We start from the raw sequence: 19,250 nt of genomic DNA, 5'->3' as shown, positions 1-19,250 counted from the left end.
ATGGAAGTAAAAGTAGTAGATATTACAGGAAAAGAAACAGGCAAGACCGTTACTCTTGCTGACGCTATATTTGGTATTGAACCGAATGACCACGCTATTTACTTAGACGTTAAGCAATATTTAGCGAACCAACGTCAAGGTACTCACAAATCGAAACAACGTAACGAAATCTCTGGTTCAACCCGCAAGCTGCACAAGCAAAAAGGTACTGGTGGTTCTCGTAAAGGTAGCATCAAGAACCCGTTGTTCCGTGGTGGAGGTCGTATTTTTGGTCCACAACCTCGTGATTACAGCTTCAAGCTGAATAAAAAATTGAAATCACTAGCTCGTCAGTCAGCATTGACTTACAAAGCTATTGCTAACAACATCGTAGTTTTAGAAGATTTTTCTTTCGATACTGCTAAAACTAAAAATTACACCAACTTGGTAAGTGGTTTAAAATTGAACGATACTAAAACTTTATTGGTTTTAGCGGAAGGCAACAAAAACGTTTACTTGTCAAGCCGTAATTTGCCGAAAGCAAAAGTTATCACTGCTTCAGAGTTGAACACTTATGCGTTATTGAACGCTTCGAAGCTTTTGCTTACTACGAGTTCAGTTAAAACTATCGAAGAGTCATTTGCTAAGTAACAGTAACAATGGAAATCTTAAAGAAACCGGTATTGACAGAGAAAGTTGCTGGATTAACTGAAAAGTTAAATCGCTTCGTTTTTGTTGTCGACAAAAATGCCAATAAAATACAGATTAAAGAGGCCATTCAAAAAATGTACGGTGTTACTGTTGAGTCAGTAAACACAATGCGCTATAGCGGTAAAGTTAAATCGCGCGGTACAAAACGTGGCTTCGTAGCGGGTAGAACCCCTTCATTTAAGAAAGCGGTGGTAACAGTAGCCAAAGGCGAAACCATCGATTTTTACGGAACAGTTTAATTGATTAGAGAAATGGCAGTTAAAAGATATAAACCAATCACTCCGGGTACCCGTTTCAGAATTGGCGCTGATTACTCTGAAATCACAACCAACATCCCTGAAAAATCGCTGGTAACCTCTATTAAGAAAAGCGGTGGTCGTAACCATGATGGTAAAATGACCATGCGTTATATCGGAGGTGGACACAAGAAAGCTTATCGTATCATCGATTTCAAACGTAATAAACCTGAAATCCCTGCTACTGTAGCTACAATTGAGTACGATCCTAACCGTACAGCATTTATCGCATTATTGAATTATGCTGATGGTGAAAAACGCTACATTATTGCTCCAGCCGGCTTAAAAGTTGGTCAAAAAGTTCAATCAGGCGAGAATGCAGCTCCTGAAGTAGGAAATGCATTACCATTAAAAAATATCCCTTTAGGTTCGGTAATTCATAACATTGAGTTAAACCCAGGCCAAGGCGGTACTTTAGCTCGTTCAGCTGGTGCGTACGCACAGTTAGCTGCTCGTGATGGTAAATATGCGGTAGTTAAAATGCCTTCTGGCGAAACCCGTATGATCTTATTATCATGTTTAGCAACTATTGGTGCAGTATCTAATTCAGATCACCAATTAGAGCGTAAAGGTAAAGCTGGTCGTAACCGTTGGATCGGTATCCGTCCACGTGTTCGTGGTGTTGCAATGAACCCTGTTGATCACCCAATGGGTGGTGGTGAAGGTAGAGCCTCTGGAGGTCACCCTCGCTCACGCAAAGGTTTATTAGCGAAAGGTTTCAAAACCCGCTCAAAGAAAAAAGCATCGAATCGTCACATTATTGAAAGAAGGAAAAAATAATGGCTCGTTCAATTAAAAAAGGTCCTTATATCGCTCATCACTTAGAGAGCAAAGTACTTGCTCAAAATGAAGCGAGTAAAAAATCAGTTATCAAAACCTGGTCTCGTAGATCAATGATTTCTCCGGATTTCGTAGGTCATACATTCGCAGTACACAACGGTAATAAATTTATTCCGGTGTATGTAACTGAAAACATGGTTGGACACAAATTAGGTGAATTTGCTCCTACACGTACATTCCGTGGACATGGTAGCGATAAAAAGAAATAAAAAATGGAAGCAGTAGCAAAATTAAATGATTGCCCTACCTCGCCTCGTAAGATGCGTTTGGTAGTTGACCTGATCAGAGGTCAAAAGGTAGAACATGCTTTACACATTTTGAAATATAACACCAAGGAAGCTTCAGTACGAGTTGAGAAACTCTTATTATCTGCTGTTGCAAACTGGGCGGCAAAAAATGAAGGTACTCGCATTGAAGATGCTGAGTTGTATGTAAAAACTGTTTTTGTTGACGGTGGCCGTCAGTTAAAACGTTTACGTCCTGCTCCTCAGGGTCGCGGTTACCGTATCAGAAAGCGTTCAAACCACGTGACATTAGTAGTTGACAGTAAAAATAGTGCTAACTAATAACTAATTAGAAGAAAACATGGGACAAAAAATTAATCCGATTAGTGCTCGTTTGGGCATCATCCGTGGATGGGATTCTAATTGGTTTGGTGGCAATAACTACGCTGATAAACTGGTAGAAGACGATAAAATCCGCAAATACTTAAAAGCTCGTATCGCTAAAGGCGGTGTAGCTAAAGTTGTTATTGAGCGTACTTTAAAACGTATCACTATTACTATTCACACTGCCCGTCCGGGAATCGTGATTGGTAAAGGTGGTCAGGAAGTTGACAAGATCAAAGAAGAGTTGAAGAAAATCACTAAGAAAGATGTTCAAATCAACATTTTCGAGATCAAACGTCCTGAGTTAGACGCTACTTTAGTAGGTGAAAGCGTAGCTAAACAATTAGAGGCTCGTATTTCATTCCGTCGTGCAATGAAAACAGCTATCGCTTCAACCATGCGTATGGGTGCTGAAGGTATCAAAATTATGGTATCTGGCCGTGTAGGTGGTGCTGAGATGGCTCGTACTGAACAATACCGTGATGGTCGTGTTCCATTACACACATTCCGTGCTGATATTGACTATGCTTTGTCAGAAGCTCAAACTACCTATGGTAAATTAGGTATCAAAGTTTGGATCTGTAAAGGTGAAGTTTTTGGTAAACGTGATCTTTCTCCAAATGTAGGTGCACAACAAGCTGCCGGTAAAGGCCGTGAAGGTGCTGCTTCATTTAACGAAAGAGGTGGTCGCGATAACAAAGGCGGTCGTGGTCGTGATAACCGTGGTGGTGGACGTGGCGGTGATAACCGTGGCGGTCAAAACCGTGGTGGTGGCGACAATCGTGGCAAAGGCGGTCAAAACCGTGGCGGAAAAAGATAATTTATATTTAGAGAACATTATTAAAGTATAATAATATGTTACAGCCAAAGAGAACGAAGTTTAGAAAGACGCAGAAAGGCAAAATGAAAGGCAATGCCAAGCGTGGTTTCGAACTAGAATTCGGCTCATTCGGAATCAAATCTCTTGAAGAATGCTGGATCACTGCACGTCAGATTGAGGCGGCCCGTATTGCGGTTACCCGTTCAATGAAACGTGAAGGACAAGTATGGATCCGTATTTTCCCTGATAAGCCTATCACCAAAAAACCTGCAGAGGTACGTATGGGTAAAGGTAAAGGTGCTCCTGAATATTGGGTAGCTCCAGTTAAACCTGGTCGTATTATGTTCGAAGCAGAAGGTGTATCACTGGAAACAGCGAAAGAAGCGTTGCGTTTAGCAGCTCAGAAACTTCCGGTAAAAACTAAGTTCGTAGTACGTAGAGATTACGTAGAAGCTTAATCTATTGTTGAACCGGTAAAAATTTAAAACAATGAAATACGCAGAAATTAAAGAGTTAACTGTAGAAGAAATCAAAGCTCGTATTGCGGAAGAAGAAGCAAACTTAACGAAAGCTAAGTTTGGTCACGCAGTTTCAGCGCTTGAAAATCCTCTAAAAATCAAGGCTCTTCGTAAGGACATTGCTCGTTTAAACACTGAGTTGACTCAGCGCAATAAAGCTGCTGCCAACCAGCAATAATACTTTTAAGTAAAATGGAAAGAAACTTAAGAAAAGTAAGAATCGGGAAAGTCATTAGTAACAAAATGGACAAGTCTGTTGTCGTTACTGTTGAACGTAAAGTTAAGCACCCGATTTATGGTAAGTTTATTAAGAAAACTACCAAATTTATGGCTCATGACGAGAAAAACGAGTGCGGTATCGGTGATACTGTGTCAATTATGGAAACTCGTCCGCTGAGTAAAAATAAAAACTGGAGATTAATCGAAATTATTGAGAGGGCTAAATAATGATACAACAAGAAAGCAGGCTTACTGTTGCTGATAACAGTGGTGCCAAAGAAGTATTATGTATTAGAGTTCTAGGCGGTACCGGCAAGCGCTATGCTTCTGTTGGTGACAAGATCGTTGTTTCTGTAAAACACGCTATTCCTTCTGGAAACGTGAAAAAAGGAACTGTATCGAAAGCCGTAGTAGTTCGTACCAAAAAAGAAGTACGTCGTAAAGATGGTTCATACATCCGTTTCGATGATAATGCTGCTGTGTTGTTAAACAACCAGGACGAGCCACGTGGTACTCGTATCTTTGGCCCTGTTGCCAGAGAGTTGAGAGAGAAACAATTCATGAAAATTGTATCATTAGCTCCGGAGGTGTTATAATATGAAAAAAACTGTTAAACAGCCTAAGCTAAAGATCCGTACTGGTGATTTAGTGAAAGTTATCGCAGGTGATGCGAAAGGTACTCAAGGTAAAGTACTAGCTGTAGATATCGAAAAAAACCGTGCAACTGTTGAAGGTGCAAATTTGGTTTCTAAGCACACTAAACCTAATGCTAAAAATCCTAACGGTGGTATCGTTAAGATGGAAGCTCCAATCAATATCTCTAACTTGAAATTAGTTGATCCTAAATCAGGTAAACTATCTCGCGTTGGACGTAAATTGGTTGATGGTAAATTAGTGCGTTACGCTAAAGTTTCAGGGGAGGTAATCAAGTAATGTCATACGTACCTAGATTAAAAGCAAAATACACTGCAGATGTAGTGCCTGCTTTGAAAGAGAAATTTGAATACAAAAGCAGCATGCAAGTTCCTAAGTTATTGAAGATCTGTTTAAGCCAAGGTGTTGGTGCTGCAGTATCTGACAAAAAACTTATTGACAATGCTGTTGAAGAAATGACCATTATCTCAGGTCAGAAAGCGGTAGCTTCAAAATCGAAAAAAGATATTTCGAACTTTAAATTACGTAAAAACGTTCCTGTAGGGGTTCGTGTTACTTTACGTGATAACAACATGTACGAATTCTTAGATCGTTTGATCGCCGTTGCTTTACCTCGTATCCGTGATTTCAAAGGCATTAACGATAAAGGTTTTGATGGCAAAGGTAACTACACTTTAGGTGTTACCGAGCAAATCATCTTCCCAGAGATCAACATTGATAGAATCAACAAGATCATGGGTATGGATATTACCTTCGTTACTTCGGCTGATACTGATGCTGAAGCATTTGAATTGTTAAAATCATTCGGAATTCCATTTAAAAAATAAGGATAATGGCTAAAGAATCAGTAAAAGCCCGTGAGGTTAAACGCCAAAAATTGGTTGATAAATACGCTGAGAAACGTGCGGCATTAAAAGCAGCAGGTGATTACGTAGCCTTGGATAAATTACCTAAAAATGCTTCTCCGGTTCGTTTACACAACCGTTGTAAAATCACCGGACGTCCACGCGGTTATATGCGTCAGTTCGGTATTTCAAGGGTGTTGTTCCGCGAGATGGCTTCACACGGTAAAATTCCAGGTGTAACCAAATCTAGCTGGTAATCAATAAAAAAATATAAAAATATTTTCAAGGCACAAGGATACTTTGTATCTTTGCGCCTCGTTTTTTATGAATTAATATAAATAAAAATGTTAGGTGATCCAATAGCAGACTATTTAACCAGAGTAAGGAATGCCATTAAGGCCAACCACCGGGTTGTCGAAATTCCTGCATCTAATATCAAAAAGGAAATTACAAAAGTACTTTTTGATAAAGGATACATCGCAAACTTTAAGTTTGAAGAGGCTGGACCTCAGGGAGTTATTAAAATCGCGTTGAAGTACAACCCGATTAATAATCTTTCTGCAATTACAAAGATTGAAAGAATCAGTAAACCTGGCCACCGCCAGTACGTAGGTGTTGAAGAACTTCCTCGCGTATTGAACGGTTTAGGTGTTGCCATCCTTTCTACTTCAAAAGGTGTTATGACCGACAAAGAGGCTCGTACTCAGAAAATTGGCGGTGAAGTATTATGTTACGTTTATTAATAGGAGGAAGTAGAAGAAATGTCACGTATAGGTAAATTACCAATCGCACTAGCTTCGAACGTTCAGGTAACTGTATCTCCTGAGAACGTAGTAACTGTAAAAGGTCCTAAAGGCGAGTTAACTCAAGCCATCGATACCGATATCACAGTTGCAGTTGAAGACGGAAAATTACTGGTTCAACGTCCAACAGACCAAAAACGTCACAAAGCATTACACGGTTTATACCGCGCTTTGTTAAACAACATGGTTAAAGGCGTTACCGAAGGATATAAAATTACACAAGAATTAGTAGGTGTGGGTTACCGTGCTTCAAACCAAGGTAATACACTTGATCTTGTGTTAGGATTCTCTCACCACTATGTATTCCAATTACCGGCAGAAATTAAAGTTTCTACCACTGCTGAAAAGGGTAAAAACCCTACTATCATCCTTGAAGGGATCGATAAGCAGTTAATTGGACAGGTGGCTGCAAAGATCCGTTCGTTGCGTGCTCCTGAGCCATATAAAGGTAAAGGTGTTAAATTTGAAGGTGAAGTTTTACGTAGAAAAGCTGGTAAATCAGCTGGTAAGAAATAATTGAGCCATGGCAAGTAAATTAAGTCGTAGAGACAGAATTAAAAAAGGTATCAGAAAAAATATTGCCGGAAGTACTGAGCGTCCACGTTTAACTGTATTCCGTAGCAACAAAGGTATCTATGCTCAAATCATTGATGATGTTGCAGGTAAAACCTTAGTATCAGCTTCTACATTAGCTGATAAATTGGCTACCAATGTAAACAAATCTGAGCAATCAAAATTAGTAGGTAAATTAATCGCTGAAAAAGCTGTAGCGGCAGGTATTACAACTGTAGTATTTGATCGTAATGGTTACCTGTACCACGGTCGAGTGAAATCATTGGCTGAAGGCGCGAGAGAAGGCGGTTTAAACTTTTAATTGAAGAACAATGTCAACTGCAAATATTAAAAGAGTTAAATCTAGCGAAATCGAGTTGAAAGACCGCTTGGTTTCTATTCAACGTGTTGCCAAAGTAACTAAAGGTGGTCGTACCTTCAGTTTCTCAGCTATCGTAGTGGTAGGTGATGAGCACGGCGTAGTAGGATATGGTTTAGGTAAAGCGAAAGAGGTTACCGAAGCAATTTCAAAAGGTGTTGATGACGCTAAAAAATCGTTGGTAAAAGTTCCTGTATTAAAAGGTACTGTTCCTCACGAAGCGCACGGTAAATTCTCAGGTGGTTATGTATTCATTAAACCTGCAGCTCACGGTACTGGCGTTATTGCCGGTGGTGCGATGCGTGCGGTTCTTGAGTCAGCTGGTATTACCGACGTATTAGCAAAATCAAAAGGATCATCAAACCCTCATAACGTAGTTAAAGCTACTATTGATGCATTAACTAAAATGCGTGATGCAGTATCTGTAGCTCAGCAACGTGGAGTATCTTTGGACAAAGTATTTAACGGTTAAGAAAATGGCTAAGATAAAAATCACTCAAATTAAGAGCGTTATCGACCGTTCAGAGCGCCAAAAGAAAACGATGGTAGCTTTAGGGTTGACCAAGATTAATAAAAGTGTAGAGGTTGAAGCTACTCCGGCTATTATCGGAATGGTGAAACAAGTAACACATTTGGTAGCAATTGAAAATATTTAATGATATGAACTTAAGTAGTTTAAAACCTGCAGAAGGTTCTGTAAAGCATGGTAAGCGTATAGGTCGCGGTACTGGATCTGGTAAAGGTGGAACCTCTACTCGTGGTCATAAAGGTGCTGGATCTCGCTCTGGTAACTCAACCAAAATTGGTTTTGAAGGTGGCCAGATGCCTTTACAGCGTCGTTTGCCAAAAGTTGGCTTTAAAAATATTAACCGTGTAGAATATGTAGGTATCAACCTAGATGTTTTACAAGGGTTAGCGGAGAAATTTAACTTATCAGTTATTGATAACGAGGCTATGAGAGCTCATGGTTTAGTTTCAAAATCTGACTTGGTGAAGATCTTGGGCCGTGGAGAACTGAAAGCTAAAGTTGAAGTTAAAGCGCATGCTTTCTCTGAAAAAGCTGTTCAGGCTATCGAAGCTCAAGGTGGTGTTGTTGTAAAGCTGTAATTGTAAATACATGAAACGACTGGTAAGCACTCTTAAAAACATCTGGCATATCGAGGATCTTAGAACTCGTATTCTAAATACTCTCTTGTTCCTATTGATTTACCGTATTGGTTCTTATATCGTATTACCGGGAGTTGACCCAACGCATTTAAAACAAAGCGCCCAAGAAGGTATTCTTGGGTTGCTTAATATGTTTGCGGGTGGTTCATTTTCTCGTGCATCAGTGTTCGCACTGGGTGTAATGCCGTATATCTCGGCTTCAATCGTTATTCAGTTATTAACGATAGCGGTTCCATCTTTCCAGAAGATGCAGAAAGAAGGCGAAAGTGGCCGTCGACAAATCAATAAAATTACTCGTATTCTGACAGTTGTTATTACTGCAGCGCAGGCAATCGGTTACTTAAAAACCATGGTTCCTGCTGAAGCCGTAATAGTGAACGCTTCTTTGTTCACATTGTCATCAGTAGTGATTCTTACCGCAGGTACCATGTTTGTAATGTGGTTAGGTGAGAAAATTACTGACAAAGGTATTGGTAACGGTATTTCTATCATTATCATGGTAGGTATCATTGCTCGCTTGCCATTGTCGTTAGTACAAGAACTTCAAACCCGTTTAGGTGGTGCAGGTGGTGTTATCACCTTCATTATCGAAAATGTTATTTTATTAGGTATTGTTATGTTCGCTATCCTGATTGTTCAGGGTACTCGTAAAATACCGGTACAATACGCAAAACGTATCGTAGGTGATAAACAATATGGTGGCGTTCGTCAGTACATTCCTTTAAAAGTGAATGCTGCTGGTGTTATGCCTATCATTTTTGCCCAAGCAATCATGTTTATTCCTTCCACCATTGGTCAATTCTTCCCTGAAGCAGCTTCTAGTGGTTTGTTAGGTGAATTCCGTGACTTTACTTCGGTAACCTACAACGCATCGTTTGCCATTTTAATCATCCTTTTTACTTTCTTATACACGGCTATCTCGGTTAATCCGGTTCAGATGGCTGATGATATGAAACGTAACGGAGGTTTTGTACCAGGTGTTAAACCAGGAAGACCAACTGCTGATTTTATCGATCAGATCGTTTCACGCATTACTTTCCCTGGTTCGGTATTCTTAGCAATTATTGCGATCATGCCTTCAATAGCTATGAAAGCTGGGGTTACGGCAGGATTTGCCCACTTCTTTGGTGGAACTTCTTTATTGATTACCGTAGGTGTAGTTCTTGATACATTACAACAGATCGAAAGTCATTTATTAATGCGTCATTATGATGGATTAATGAAGACAGGCAGAATTCAAGGTCGTACACCTGCGACTTCTGCAGTTCAATAATATCGTATTGAGGGAAAGCCTGGATGGTACATTATAAGTCAGCAGAAGAGATTGAACTAATTCGTGAAAGTTCTTTATTAGTTTCAAAAACATTAGCAGAAGTTGCTAAACATATTAAGCCGGGAGTTACTTCCCTTAAGCTTGATCAAATTGCCGAGGAGTTTATCCGCGACAATAAAGCGATACCTGCATTTAAAGGATATGAAGGATTCCCTGCATCACTATGTATTTCAGTAAATGAAGTAGTGGTGCATGGGTTCCCAACTAAAAACGAGTTAAAAGAAGGGGATATCATCTCTGTTGATTGTGGTGTTCTTAAAAACAAGTTTTACGGTGATTCAGCCTACACTTTCGCGGTTGGTGAAATTGCCCCTGAAGTTCAGCAATTGCTTGATGTTACTAAAGAATGCTTAGCATTTGCAATAGAGAAAGCGGTTGTTGGAATGAGGTTAGGCGATATCAGTTATGCTGTTCAGGAACATGCCGAAAAGCATGGATACGGAGTAGTTAGAGAGTTGGTGGGCCATGGAGTTGGAAAGCATTTGCATGAAGATCCTCAAGTTCCTAATTACGGTAAACGTGGTTCGGGAATGAAACTTCAGGAGGGCTTAGTAATTGCGATTGAACCCATGATTAATATGGGAACACACCGAGTTAAGCAAGCAAATGATGGGTGGACAATCTTCACTCAGGACCGCTTACCTTCAGCTCACTTTGAACACACTATAGCTGTTTCTAATGGAAAAGCGGATGTGTTATCAACTTTCTCATGTATAGAAGAAGTATTAGCAAAATAATATACTAAATGGCAAAACAATCCTCAATTGAGCAGGACGGAATCATTAGAGAAGCATTATCAAATGCAATGTTTCGTGTAGAACTTGAAAACGGGCACGAAATTATTGCACACATTTCGGGTAAAATGAGAATGAATTACATCAAAATTTTACCTGGCGATAAAGTTAAATTAGAAATGTCGCCTTACGATTTAACCAAGGGGCGTATCACTTATAGGTATAAATAAAATGAAAGTTAAAGCATCAATTAAGAAGCGTAGCGTTGATTGCAAAATCATTCGCAGAAACGGGAAACTTTATGTTATTAACAAAAAGAATCCTAAGTACAAACAGCGTCAAGGGTAATTTAGAACTTAATAGATTGAATTAAATATGGCAAGGATAGCAGGTATTGATTTACCAAGAAACAAACGAGGAGAAATCGGCCTAACTTACATTTTTGGTATCGGTCGTAAATCAGCTCAAGAAATTTTAACTGAAGCTGGTATTGATTGGAATACTAAGGTGCAAGATTGGAATGATGATCAACTAGGTGCAATTCGTACAATTATCGATCAGAAATTTAAAGTTGAAGGTGCTCTTCGTTCAGAAGTGCAGTTAAACATTAAACGTTTGATGGATATTGGTTGCTACCGTGGTGTTCGTCACCGTAAAGGTCTTCCACTTCGTGGTCAACGTACTAAGAACAACTCACGTACCCGTAAAGGTAAACGTAAGACTGTTGCTGGTAAGAAAAAAGCTACTAGATAGTAGTAGATAATTAACTGGGGTTATTGAAGTGATTTCGATAACTGATCACCTCCCTTAGAGGAATTACTAAGGGTATACTTTTAAGTTTAACTATAAGAATGGCTAAATCATCAAAAAAAGTTACTAAGAAGCGCATTGTAGTGGTTGAGGCTCAAGGCCAAGCTCACATTAACGCTACTTTTAACAATATTATTATCACCCTTACCAATAATCAGGGACAAGCAATTTCTTGGTCTTCTGCTGGTAAAATGGGTTTTAAAGGTTCTAAGAAAAATACCCCTTACGCTGCTGCACAAGCTGCTACTGATTGCGGTAAAGTTGCGCACGACCTTGGTTTACGTAAAATTGAAGTATTTGTTAAAGGCCCAGGTGCTGGACGTGAGTCGGCAATGCGTACTTTACAAATTGTAGGTTTGGAGATCAGTTCTATTAAGGATATTACCCCGCTTCCTCACAACGGTTGCCGTCCTCCAAAACGCAGAAGAGTTTAATTAATTATTATTTATTATAGGTTTTAAAGCTAAGATTTAGTGCCTACAGGGTACTAATACTTTAAAAACAAGAACATGGCTAGATATATTGGACCAAAATCAAAGATTGCTCGTAAGTTTAATGAGCCTATCTTTGGACCTGACAAAGTTTTAGAAAAGAAAAACTATCCTCCAGGTCAACATGGCGCATCAAAAAGACGTGCTAAAAAATCTGAATACGCAGTACAATTAGCTGAAAAACAAAAAGCTAAATATACTTATGGCGTTTTAGAAAAACAGTTTGCTTTAACTTTCGATAAAGCTTCTCGTAAACAAGGTGTTACCGGTGAGATGCTATTGAAATTTTTGGAAGCTCGTTTAGATAATACTGTTTACCGTTTAGGTATCGCTTCATCACGTGCTGCTGCACGTCAGTTGATCGGTCACAAACATATCACTGTAAATGGTAAAATTGTAAATATTCCTTCGTACTCGCTTAAAGCTGGTGACGTTATTGGTGTTCGTGAAAAATCTAAATCATTAGAGGCTATCACTACTTCATTATCAGCAAACAGAGTATCTAAATACAACTGGTTAGAGTGGAACAAAGCAGAGATGCAAGGTACATTCCTTACATTACCTGAAAGAGATCAGATTCCTGAAAATATTAAGGAACACTTGATCGTCGAGTTATACTCTAAATAGTAGTTAATGGTTGATGGTTATTTGTGAAGAAATATTCTATATTAGCAAATAACCATCAATATTGTAAATTAACGCTTAACTAATTATATAAGTTTAAAAATCTCAAATGGCAATTTTAGCGTTTCAAAGACCTGACAAAGTAATCATGCAAAAAGCGACCGATTTTCAAGGTCTCTTTGAATTCCGTCCGTTAGAGCCTGGCTTTGGCGTAACCATCGGAAATGCTTTGCGCAGGATTTTATTATCATCTTTAGAAGGTTACGCAATTACCAGTGTTAAAATTGCAGGTGTTTCGCACGAATTCTCTACCATTAAAGGGGTAGTTGAAGACGTAACCGAAATTATCCTCAATTTGAAACAGGTACGTTTCAAAAAAACCGGCGAAAGTGGCGACTCAGAAAAGATTTTTGTTGTAATCAACGGACAAGATGCTTTTACAGCAGGTGATATCACTAAGTTCTCAAGTAACTTTACGGTATTAAATCCTGATTTTATTGTCTGCAATATGAATACTGAAGTAACTCTTGAATTAGAGTTAACAGTAAACAAAGGCAGAGGATATGTTCCGGCTGAAGAAAATAAATCGGCAGATGCGAATGTTGGTGTAATCGCGATCGACTCAATTTATACTCCTATTAAAAATGTGAAGTATTCGATTGAGAATTATCGTGTAGAACAAAAAACAGACTATGAAAAATTAGTTTTGGATATTGTTACCGACGGTTCAATTCACCCTGAGGAAGCCCTTAAAGAGGCTGCTAAAATCCTGATTCAGCATTTCATGTTGTTCTCTGACGAACGTATTATGCTTGAAACTCAAGCGAAAGAAGAATCAAAAGAAGTGGATGAAGAAATTTTACATATGCGTAAGATTTTGAAAACCGAACTTCAGGACCTTGATCTTTCTGTACGTGCGTTAAACTGCTTGAAAGCAGCTGATATCAGAACTCTTGCCGAGTTGGTTACTTACGATGTTGCTGATATGTTAAAATTCAGAAACTTCGGTAAGAAATCACTTACTGAGATTCAGGAATTAGTTAAGTCGAAAGGTTTAACCTTCGGCATGAACCTTTCTAAATACAAATTAGACGAGGATTTATAAAATTTATCCGATGTAAGAAGTAGGAGGTCCGAAGTCACAGAAGTGCTGACTTCAACTTAAAGGAAGACTTCGAAAACTTCAGACGTCAAGCTTCAATAGCATACAGAAATGAGACACGGTAAAAAAGTTAATCACTTAGGAAGAACCGACGCGCACCGCAAAGCGATGTTGTCGAATATGGCTTCTTCTTTGATTCTAAATAAACGAATCACTACTACATTAGCGAAAGCAAAAGCTTTACGCACTTATGTAGAGCCTTTAATGACAAAGGCAAAGTCTGATACGACTCACAATCGTCGTACAGTATTTAGCTATCTTCAGAATAAAGACTCAGTTACTGAGTTATTCCGTGAAATAGCGACTAAAATTGCTGAACGTAACGGTGGTTACACTCGCATTATCAAAACTGGTAATCGTATGGGTGATAACGCTGAAATGTGCTTCATCGAGCTTGTAGATTATAACACTGTTTATTCTGCAGGTAAAGTAGAAGTTAAGAAAGCCAAAGCAACTCGTCGTCGTGCAGGAAGTGGTAAAGCTAAAAAAGCTGAAGCTGCTACTGAGGCACCTGCTGCTGATGCTCCGGCAACTGAATCAGCTGAATAATTTCGCAAAGATTCAATCTTTAAATATTAAAGGGAATACCTTCGGGCGTTCCCTTTTCTGTTTTATATTCATTTCGTAGTTTCGTTTTATGTTTGGTTTATTTAATAAGAAAAATAAGGTTGAATCCGTACCTTTTTCATTTCCTAAGGTGGATATTCATTCTCATCTGATCCCGGGTATTGATGATGGTTCACCTGACTTACCAACTACGATTAATTATTTAACAGAGCTGCAGGAGCTGGGTTATGAGTATGTTATTACAACTCCTCACGTAATGATGGATATGTACCCAAATAGTATGAGTACAATTTTAAAGGGTTGCGACGAAGTTAGGAATGCCATAACCCAGGTTGGATTAAAGATAGAGTTTGACACTGCTGCAGAATATTTTATTGATGAGCAGTTTCTTGAATTAATAGCTAATAATCAGCTTTTGAGTTTTGGGAGGGATCAATACATCTTATTTGAAATGTCGTTTATGCAGGAATCATTGCTTGTAGAACGGGTAATTTTTGATCTGAAAGCAAAAGGATATACCCCATTACTAGCTCATCCCGAGCGTTATAATTATTATTTGCAAAATCACGATAACCTTCATCATTTTAAAGAATTAGGCTGTAAGCTTCAGTTAAACCTAAACTCAGTTACCGGATACTATGGCTCTAAACAGAAAGCCTTGGCGTTAAAACTGCTAAGAGAAGGGCTTGTTGATTTTGTTGGCACTGATCTGCATCATGAGAAGCATTTAAATGCCTTAAAAAGCCTTATTGATACCTCTGTTGAACCAATGTTGTTAAAAGCTGTTGAGCAGAATAATTCGATTGTTTAAAAATCATAATAGAAATTATTCAAGGCAGTTTTAATTCCAATATAAACCATAATAGAATTAGTGGAAATTACAGAACTTGATTCAACTCTTTTCGATAACCCTAAACATAATTTCAGATTTGTTTTAGGATTAACGAGGTAGCTCAAATCAGCTTGTACGTTGGTCAGCTTTGTTTTGATACCCTGCCCGGTATAGTTTCCAAACGAATTTTGACCATACTGAGAGTCGTAATCAGATAAGAAAATGTTTTTGCCAAAATGTGTGCCGGTGGTATCGGCACCGTAAGTTGCAAAGTTAATTTTTCCGTTTAGCTCCAGTTTTCTGAACTTATAGGCCCCAATAAGTATCAACTCATTAAAGTTAGCTCCTAAAGGATGCGCTAAAGGTTCATTAAAATGGGTATAGTTGATCTTGAGGGTTCTATGCGTGTATACGTAGGGACGAGATCGATTGAACTCTGCCTGAAAATATAAGTTGGGAACGTTTAACGCATCAAAGTATTTCCAACCCAGTTGATAGGCATACTTTTCCTGAAAGAATGTGCCACCCTGTTTTGAAAGATTTCCTAAGTTAAAGTCATCCAGCAGCAATTGCCCGTATAGTTTATGACTTTTCATTAACTGATAACTAAATCCTAAGCCCATTAATGAATTTGCCGGAGATCCCATATTAAAGTTAAGAGCATTAAAATAGATCATTGGGTTAATATAGGCCCATTCAATAGGATTACCAGTGCTATCCTGAGGCCAGACTAATGCCTGGAAAAAATTTAGATTAAGCCGGCGGTTAACCTGATAGGATAAGAACTGATAGGAAGCATACTTTTTGGGGAAGCTTCTGGTGTTGGTAAACTTGAACTCACCGCTGGCATCAACATATTGGGTCCATAGGTTGGTATATTTAATTTTCCAAAAAGTGGTGCTGATTTTAAAATATGGATAGGTATAACTGCCATCAGAAAGGAACAGAGAACGATAGCCATCCCCTATAAAGTTTTTACCCTGCCCAAGTTGAAAGTTAAAGTTTGCATTAGGTGAATAACTGATGTAGCCATACGGAACTCCATAATCAACTGTTCCCTTAGGGCTTATTCTAGCCACACTTTGACCTGGCACTACTTTATGTTCCTTAATATAGTTGTTGAGGTATTCAGGGAATTGGGAGAGATTTTCGGTTATAGCCGTATAAAATGAAAATTTATTGCCTATATCTCCCGCTAATTGGGCCCCACGGGTATTAGTAAATATATTACCACGGTTTAACTCTTTTCCTACATTAAGCTCAAGCAACAAATCGGCATAAATTCTAATGTTCGATTGATTAACGTTTCCTAAATGCTCCTGGGTTAGTTTTCTTAAAAACCAATTGTTTTTTCTAGCAGTATCAGTATTGAAATAAGCATTTACAGCAGAATCAATAGCTACTAAACTATCAAGATTGCTATATAAAAAAGGACGCATATTGCTATGATAGGTCTTTTGCTTTAAAAGCAAAGCTCTTTCAATAACTCTATTATAGTCCCTGTTAAGGTATATAGTTTGTTGTTGGGCGTATACAGTAGTAAAGCTTAGCAGGATAAAAGCAAATAGTATGAGTGATTTTTTAAGCATGGTAATAGAAATCAATAGGCTTTTTTGTCGCCGGCAAAGACATTGTAAATAGTCATGAAAATAATCTTAAGATCGAGTAGGATGGACCAGTTTTCAAGGTACCATATATCGGCTTCCACTCTTTTTTTCATGTCTTTATGGGTTTTAGTTTCTCCCCGTAAGCCATTAACCTGGGCCCAACCTGTGATGCCAGGTGTTAAGAAATGCCGAACCATGAATTTATCGATGATTGCTGAATACTCTTTGGTATGTTTTATCATGTGAGGTCGCGGGCCAACTACCGACATATTTCCAATCAAAACATTAATAAACTGCGGTAATTCATCCAGGCTTGTTTTTCGAAGAAACCTGCCGATCTTGGTAATACGTTTGTCGTTCTTTGTGGCCTGCACGGAGTTAGCATCCTTGTTTACTGTCATACTTCTGAATTTGAGACAATAAAAAGGCTTGTTATCTTTTCCAGATCTGATTTGACGAAAGAAGACCGGACCGCGAGATTCAAGCTTAATAAGTAAGGCAAGAAAGGGAACTACCCAACTTAGGATAAAGACAATGACAAATAAGGAGAAAATAATATCGAAGCTTCTCTTTAAAATCTGATGACCTTTGCTTTCTAACGGCTCCATGCGCGGACTCAATACAGGCAAGTGCCCGTATAACTGAACCATTACATTCTTCTTAAAATAATCTTTAACATCCGGTACCAGTTTAAATCGGATAAGATGCTTGTCGGCATCGTGCATTAATTTGTTGATGTACTCAAAGTCTTTATCCGGTAATGCACAAAATATCTCACCTATATTTTTTTTTCTAACAAATTCAATGCAATCATCAATTTTGCCGATAACATTTATATTGTTTTTAACACTTGATCCATCTCCTTCGTGATTAAAAAAGCCCATCACTTTATAGCCTAAATAAGCATTGTTACTGAAATAATGATATAGATCTAAGCCGTTCCGGCCTGTTCCCACGATAACAATAGGTTTAAACTCGGTTAATGAATTCTTGTGCGGTCGTCTCTGCAATAGAAATATTAACTTCCAGATAATTATTGTTGTGGTAAAGAAGGTAAAACTTATTACGAGAAGTGTGGAATCATAGGGTAAATACAAGATGTTTTTTTGGATGAACACCATTAATAGCCCATAAAAAATTAATGACCGAAGCATCGATTTAAAGCTGGGTACTGCTTCTCGAATGAAAACATCAGTGTATAAATGACAAATACGAGAAGATAGGTACCAGATCAGATTCATAAGGATGACATGGGTCAGGTTATGACTTGGACCAATTTCCATATCCCATTTATTATTAAGGATAACATATCCTATATAAAAGGATAGGTTCAATAGTGTAAAATCAATAATAATATTGAGCCCCTTTAAAAAAGAAGAGTACTTATTTGTCATTGCAAGCGGTTTGGTTGAGGAGCGGTTTGATTGTATTTTTAGATTTTCGAAACTATAAAAAAAGAAAGTAAGTATAAATACTAATTAGTAAGTATTTTGAAATATAATTAGATGTAAGTAATTAGTTGTAATTGCCTGTTATAGAGTTCGTTACTATTTAACAAGCGTAGTTATTAATTAATAGTTAATTACTTGTTTTCAAAAACAGTTTTTATAATATTTTTTTACTTTAATAAACAAAAAGCTTGTAAAGCATATAAATAAGCTATATTTTCAACCCCATATTAAATTAAACCAAAGTTAAGATCATGAAGAAGTACTTTCTTTTGCTAGTATTGTTTACTATAAGTTATTTTTCAGCCTCCGCGCAGTTCAGATATAACAGATTTTCAGCTACCTTAAGTGCCGGTGCTTCACGAGCCAATATGGACGCAGCAAATGGTGATGTGAATTTTAATTTAGGGCTTTCTGCAGAGTGTCACTTTACCCCGTTTACTTATTTTAGTCTTAATTATAACGACGGTAAGTTTTCTAAAATGTCTCCTGATCAGTACGGTAGAGCATTTGTGAGTGATTATTCTACTTTTTCAGGCTCGATAAATATGAGCTTGGGCGAAATCATTCATCCATGGTGGAAAGAAACTTATGGTTTCTGGAATAATATCTATTTCGGAGCTGGTCTTGGTATAGTTTCGAGCAAAATGAATGAGTACAATAATATTGCTATGGACTATCAACATCCTGATATGGGTGGTGCTAAATATTCAGGAACCAATGCTTTTATACCTATAAATACAGGTATAAACTTTAAGTTTACTGAATATGGGTTGGAAACACCTATCGAAATTAATCTGAATATGCAGCATTGTATTGGGTTAACGGATAATATTGATGGCTATAATCCTAAATTTGATAATAAATATAGCGATGCATTTGATATAGTTACCATTGGTTTACGTTATACATTTGGACCGGAGAAGGTATATTATATGTGGAGATAGTATTTTAAGCTACACAACTAAAATATAGAAGGATTGTCATTGTTTGACAATCCTTTTTTTTTATGTAATTATTTTGTGTGCATAGTACTTCGTTCTTCGTGCTTCGTGCTTCGACTGCGCTCAGCATGACACGCTTAGCATGACGGCTCAGCCCTTCGACTGCGCTCAGGGTGACGGGCTCGGACAGACTCCTCATGTTTCGTGCTTGCGCTCAGCCTGAAATTGATGTCACCCTGATTTCTATGACAAAACCAAATCATTTTTATAGGTGGTTTGGTTTTTTATTAGGGCATATATCCTGTGA

The 19,250-nt window shown here is 38.1% G+C and carries 32 protein-coding genes; 30 read left to right on the top strand and 2 right to left on the bottom strand.

The genetic code is table 11. The annotated features are described in order from the left end of the window. From rplD to NF867_RS04420, 29 genes are all read left to right on the top strand, one after another. A complete protein-coding gene (gene rplD / locus NF867_RS04560) occupies nucleotides 1-630 on the top strand; it encodes a 50S ribosomal protein L4 (RefSeq protein WP_252586420.1) in 630 nt (209 codons plus the stop codon). Between the two features lie 8 nt (nucleotides 631-638). After that, nucleotides 639-929 (top strand): 50S ribosomal protein L23, encoded by a 291-nt coding sequence (gene rplW, locus NF867_RS04555; RefSeq protein WP_252586419.1) that lies wholly within the window; start codon nucleotides 639-641, stop codon nucleotides 927-929. 12 nt (nucleotides 930-941) lie between these two features. After that, nucleotides 942-1,766, top strand: coding sequence for a 50S ribosomal protein L2 (gene rplB / locus NF867_RS04550; RefSeq protein ID WP_252586417.1), 825 nt, complete (start codon nucleotides 942-944; stop codon nucleotides 1,764-1,766). Then, on the top strand, nucleotides 1,766-2,035 hold the full coding sequence (gene rpsS / locus NF867_RS04545) for a 30S ribosomal protein S19 (RefSeq protein ID WP_103790505.1): 270 nt from the start codon (nucleotides 1,766-1,768) through the stop codon (nucleotides 2,033-2,035). The genes rplB and rpsS overlap by 1 nt, the downstream gene beginning before the upstream one ends. Nucleotides 2,036-2,038: 3 nt before the next feature. Then, entirely contained in the window at nucleotides 2,039-2,392 is a 354-nt protein-coding gene (gene rplV, locus NF867_RS04540; RefSeq protein ID WP_103790504.1) for a 50S ribosomal protein L22, read from the top strand. 19 nt (nucleotides 2,393-2,411) lie between these two features. After that, nucleotides 2,412-3,254, top strand: coding sequence for a 30S ribosomal protein S3 (gene rpsC, locus NF867_RS04535; protein WP_252586415.1), 843 nt, complete (start codon nucleotides 2,412-2,414; stop codon nucleotides 3,252-3,254). Nucleotides 3,255-3,289: 35 nt separating this feature from the next. Then, on the top strand, nucleotides 3,290-3,712 hold the full coding sequence (rplP, locus tag NF867_RS04530; protein WP_103790502.1) for a 50S ribosomal protein L16: 423 nt from the start codon (nucleotides 3,290-3,292) through the stop codon (nucleotides 3,710-3,712). Between the two features lie 31 nt (nucleotides 3,713-3,743). Next, entirely contained in the window at nucleotides 3,744-3,950 is a 207-nt protein-coding gene (rpmC, locus tag NF867_RS04525; protein WP_252586413.1) for a 50S ribosomal protein L29, read from the top strand. A 14-nt stretch (nucleotides 3,951-3,964) separates the two neighbouring features. Continuing rightward, nucleotides 3,965-4,219: a 30S ribosomal protein S17 gene (rpsQ, locus tag NF867_RS04520; RefSeq protein WP_103790500.1), complete on the top strand. Its 255-nt coding sequence runs from the start codon at nucleotides 3,965-3,967 to the stop codon at nucleotides 4,217-4,219. Then, entirely contained in the window at nucleotides 4,219-4,587 is a 369-nt protein-coding gene (gene rplN / locus NF867_RS04515) for a 50S ribosomal protein L14 (protein WP_014681263.1), read from the top strand. The genes rpsQ and rplN overlap by 1 nt, the downstream gene beginning before the upstream one ends. Before the next feature lies 1 nt (nucleotide 4,588). After that, entirely contained in the window at nucleotides 4,589-4,924 is a 336-nt protein-coding gene (rplX, locus tag NF867_RS04510; RefSeq protein WP_252586411.1) for a 50S ribosomal protein L24, read from the top strand. Next, nucleotides 4,924-5,472, top strand: coding sequence for a 50S ribosomal protein L5 (rplE, locus tag NF867_RS04505; protein WP_252586409.1), 549 nt, complete (start codon nucleotides 4,924-4,926; stop codon nucleotides 5,470-5,472). Before rplX ends, rplE begins: the two co-directional genes overlap by 1 nt. Before the next feature lie 5 nt (nucleotides 5,473-5,477). Further along, on the top strand, nucleotides 5,478-5,747 hold the full coding sequence (rpsN, locus tag NF867_RS04500) for a 30S ribosomal protein S14 (protein WP_103790497.1): 270 nt from the start codon (nucleotides 5,478-5,480) through the stop codon (nucleotides 5,745-5,747). Nucleotides 5,748-5,834: 87 nt separating this feature from the next. Then, a complete protein-coding gene (gene rpsH, locus NF867_RS04495; protein ID WP_252586408.1) occupies nucleotides 5,835-6,233 on the top strand; it encodes a 30S ribosomal protein S8 in 399 nt (132 codons plus the stop codon). 18 nt (nucleotides 6,234-6,251) lie between these two features. Beyond that, nucleotides 6,252-6,809, top strand: coding sequence for a 50S ribosomal protein L6 (rplF, locus tag NF867_RS04490; RefSeq protein ID WP_252586407.1), 558 nt, complete (start codon nucleotides 6,252-6,254; stop codon nucleotides 6,807-6,809). A gap of 7 nt (nucleotides 6,810-6,816) precedes the next feature. Next, complete coding sequence (rplR, locus tag NF867_RS04485; RefSeq protein WP_252586405.1) at nucleotides 6,817-7,167, top strand: 50S ribosomal protein L18; 351 nt, start codon at nucleotides 6,817-6,819, stop codon at nucleotides 7,165-7,167. Nucleotides 7,168-7,177: 10 nt separating this feature from the next. Continuing rightward, nucleotides 7,178-7,696 (top strand): 30S ribosomal protein S5, encoded by a 519-nt coding sequence (gene rpsE / locus NF867_RS04480; RefSeq protein ID WP_252586403.1) that lies wholly within the window; start codon nucleotides 7,178-7,180, stop codon nucleotides 7,694-7,696. 4 nt (nucleotides 7,697-7,700) lie between these two features. After that, the gene (rpmD, locus tag NF867_RS04475) at nucleotides 7,701-7,880 is read left to right on the top strand and encodes a 50S ribosomal protein L30 (protein WP_252586401.1); all 180 of its coding nucleotides are present in this window, start codon (nucleotides 7,701-7,703) and stop codon (nucleotides 7,878-7,880) included. Nucleotides 7,881-7,884: 4 nt separating this feature from the next. After that, nucleotides 7,885-8,331, top strand: coding sequence for a 50S ribosomal protein L15 (gene rplO / locus NF867_RS04470; protein WP_252586399.1), 447 nt, complete (start codon nucleotides 7,885-7,887; stop codon nucleotides 8,329-8,331). Between the two features lie 10 nt (nucleotides 8,332-8,341). After that, nucleotides 8,342-9,664, top strand: coding sequence for a preprotein translocase subunit SecY (gene secY / locus NF867_RS04465; RefSeq protein WP_252586397.1), 1,323 nt, complete (start codon nucleotides 8,342-8,344; stop codon nucleotides 9,662-9,664). A 23-nt stretch (nucleotides 9,665-9,687) separates the two neighbouring features. Continuing rightward, nucleotides 9,688-10,461 (top strand): type I methionyl aminopeptidase, encoded by a 774-nt coding sequence (gene map, locus NF867_RS04460; RefSeq protein WP_252586395.1) that lies wholly within the window; start codon nucleotides 9,688-9,690, stop codon nucleotides 10,459-10,461. An 8-nt stretch (nucleotides 10,462-10,469) separates the two neighbouring features. Continuing rightward, on the top strand, nucleotides 10,470-10,688 hold the full coding sequence (gene infA, locus NF867_RS04455; protein ID WP_014681251.1) for a translation initiation factor IF-1: 219 nt from the start codon (nucleotides 10,470-10,472) through the stop codon (nucleotides 10,686-10,688). Between the two features lies 1 nt (nucleotide 10,689). Then, nucleotides 10,690-10,806 carry a 50S ribosomal protein L36 gene (gene rpmJ / locus NF867_RS04450; RefSeq protein WP_014681250.1) on the top strand — a complete coding sequence of 39 codons (117 nt, stop codon included), beginning with the start codon at nucleotides 10,690-10,692 and terminating at the stop codon, nucleotides 10,804-10,806. Between the two features lie 27 nt (nucleotides 10,807-10,833). Next, nucleotides 10,834-11,211 (top strand): 30S ribosomal protein S13, encoded by a 378-nt coding sequence (gene rpsM / locus NF867_RS04445; RefSeq protein WP_237847264.1) that lies wholly within the window; start codon nucleotides 10,834-10,836, stop codon nucleotides 11,209-11,211. A 98-nt stretch (nucleotides 11,212-11,309) separates the two neighbouring features. Beyond that, nucleotides 11,310-11,702: a 30S ribosomal protein S11 gene (rpsK, locus tag NF867_RS04440; RefSeq protein ID WP_252586393.1), complete on the top strand. Its 393-nt coding sequence runs from the start codon at nucleotides 11,310-11,312 to the stop codon at nucleotides 11,700-11,702. 75 nt (nucleotides 11,703-11,777) lie between these two features. Beyond that, on the top strand, nucleotides 11,778-12,386 hold the full coding sequence (gene rpsD, locus NF867_RS04435) for a 30S ribosomal protein S4 (RefSeq protein WP_252586392.1): 609 nt from the start codon (nucleotides 11,778-11,780) through the stop codon (nucleotides 12,384-12,386). 106 nt (nucleotides 12,387-12,492) lie between these two features. Then, on the top strand, nucleotides 12,493-13,488 hold the full coding sequence (locus NF867_RS04430) for a DNA-directed RNA polymerase subunit alpha (protein ID WP_252586391.1): 996 nt from the start codon (nucleotides 12,493-12,495) through the stop codon (nucleotides 13,486-13,488). A 108-nt stretch (nucleotides 13,489-13,596) separates the two neighbouring features. After that, a complete protein-coding gene (gene rplQ / locus NF867_RS04425) occupies nucleotides 13,597-14,094 on the top strand; it encodes a 50S ribosomal protein L17 (protein ID WP_252586389.1) in 498 nt (165 codons plus the stop codon). Between the two features lie 88 nt (nucleotides 14,095-14,182). Next, nucleotides 14,183-14,923 carry a tyrosine-protein phosphatase gene (locus NF867_RS04420; RefSeq protein ID WP_252586388.1) on the top strand — a complete coding sequence of 247 codons (741 nt, stop codon included), beginning with the start codon at nucleotides 14,183-14,185 and terminating at the stop codon, nucleotides 14,921-14,923. Here NF867_RS04420 and NF867_RS04415 read toward each other — a convergent pair. Then, a complete protein-coding gene (locus NF867_RS04415) occupies nucleotides 14,920-16,533 on the bottom strand; it encodes a hypothetical protein (RefSeq protein ID WP_252586387.1) in 1,614 nt (537 codons plus the stop codon). The genes NF867_RS04420 and NF867_RS04415 overlap by 4 nt on opposite strands. Before the next feature lie 11 nt (nucleotides 16,534-16,544). Continuing rightward, nucleotides 16,545-17,945 (bottom strand): undecaprenyl-phosphate glucose phosphotransferase, encoded by a 1,401-nt coding sequence (locus tag NF867_RS04410; RefSeq protein WP_252586386.1) that lies wholly within the window; start codon nucleotides 17,943-17,945, stop codon nucleotides 16,545-16,547. Nucleotides 17,946-18,253: 308 nt separating this feature from the next. Here NF867_RS04410 and NF867_RS04405 point away from each other — a divergent pair, with 308 nt between their 5' ends. Further along, nucleotides 18,254-18,946 carry a hypothetical protein gene (locus NF867_RS04405; protein WP_252586385.1) on the top strand — a complete coding sequence of 231 codons (693 nt, stop codon included), beginning with the start codon at nucleotides 18,254-18,256 and terminating at the stop codon, nucleotides 18,944-18,946. The last annotated feature ends 304 nt before the right edge of the window (nucleotides 18,947-19,250 follow it).

Source organism: Solitalea agri (genome assembly GCF_023914155.1).
GTDB classification, from domain to species: Bacteria; Bacteroidota; Bacteroidia; order Sphingobacteriales; family Sphingobacteriaceae; genus Solitalea; species Solitalea agri.
This window is presented reverse-complemented; position numbering and strand designations above follow the sequence as displayed.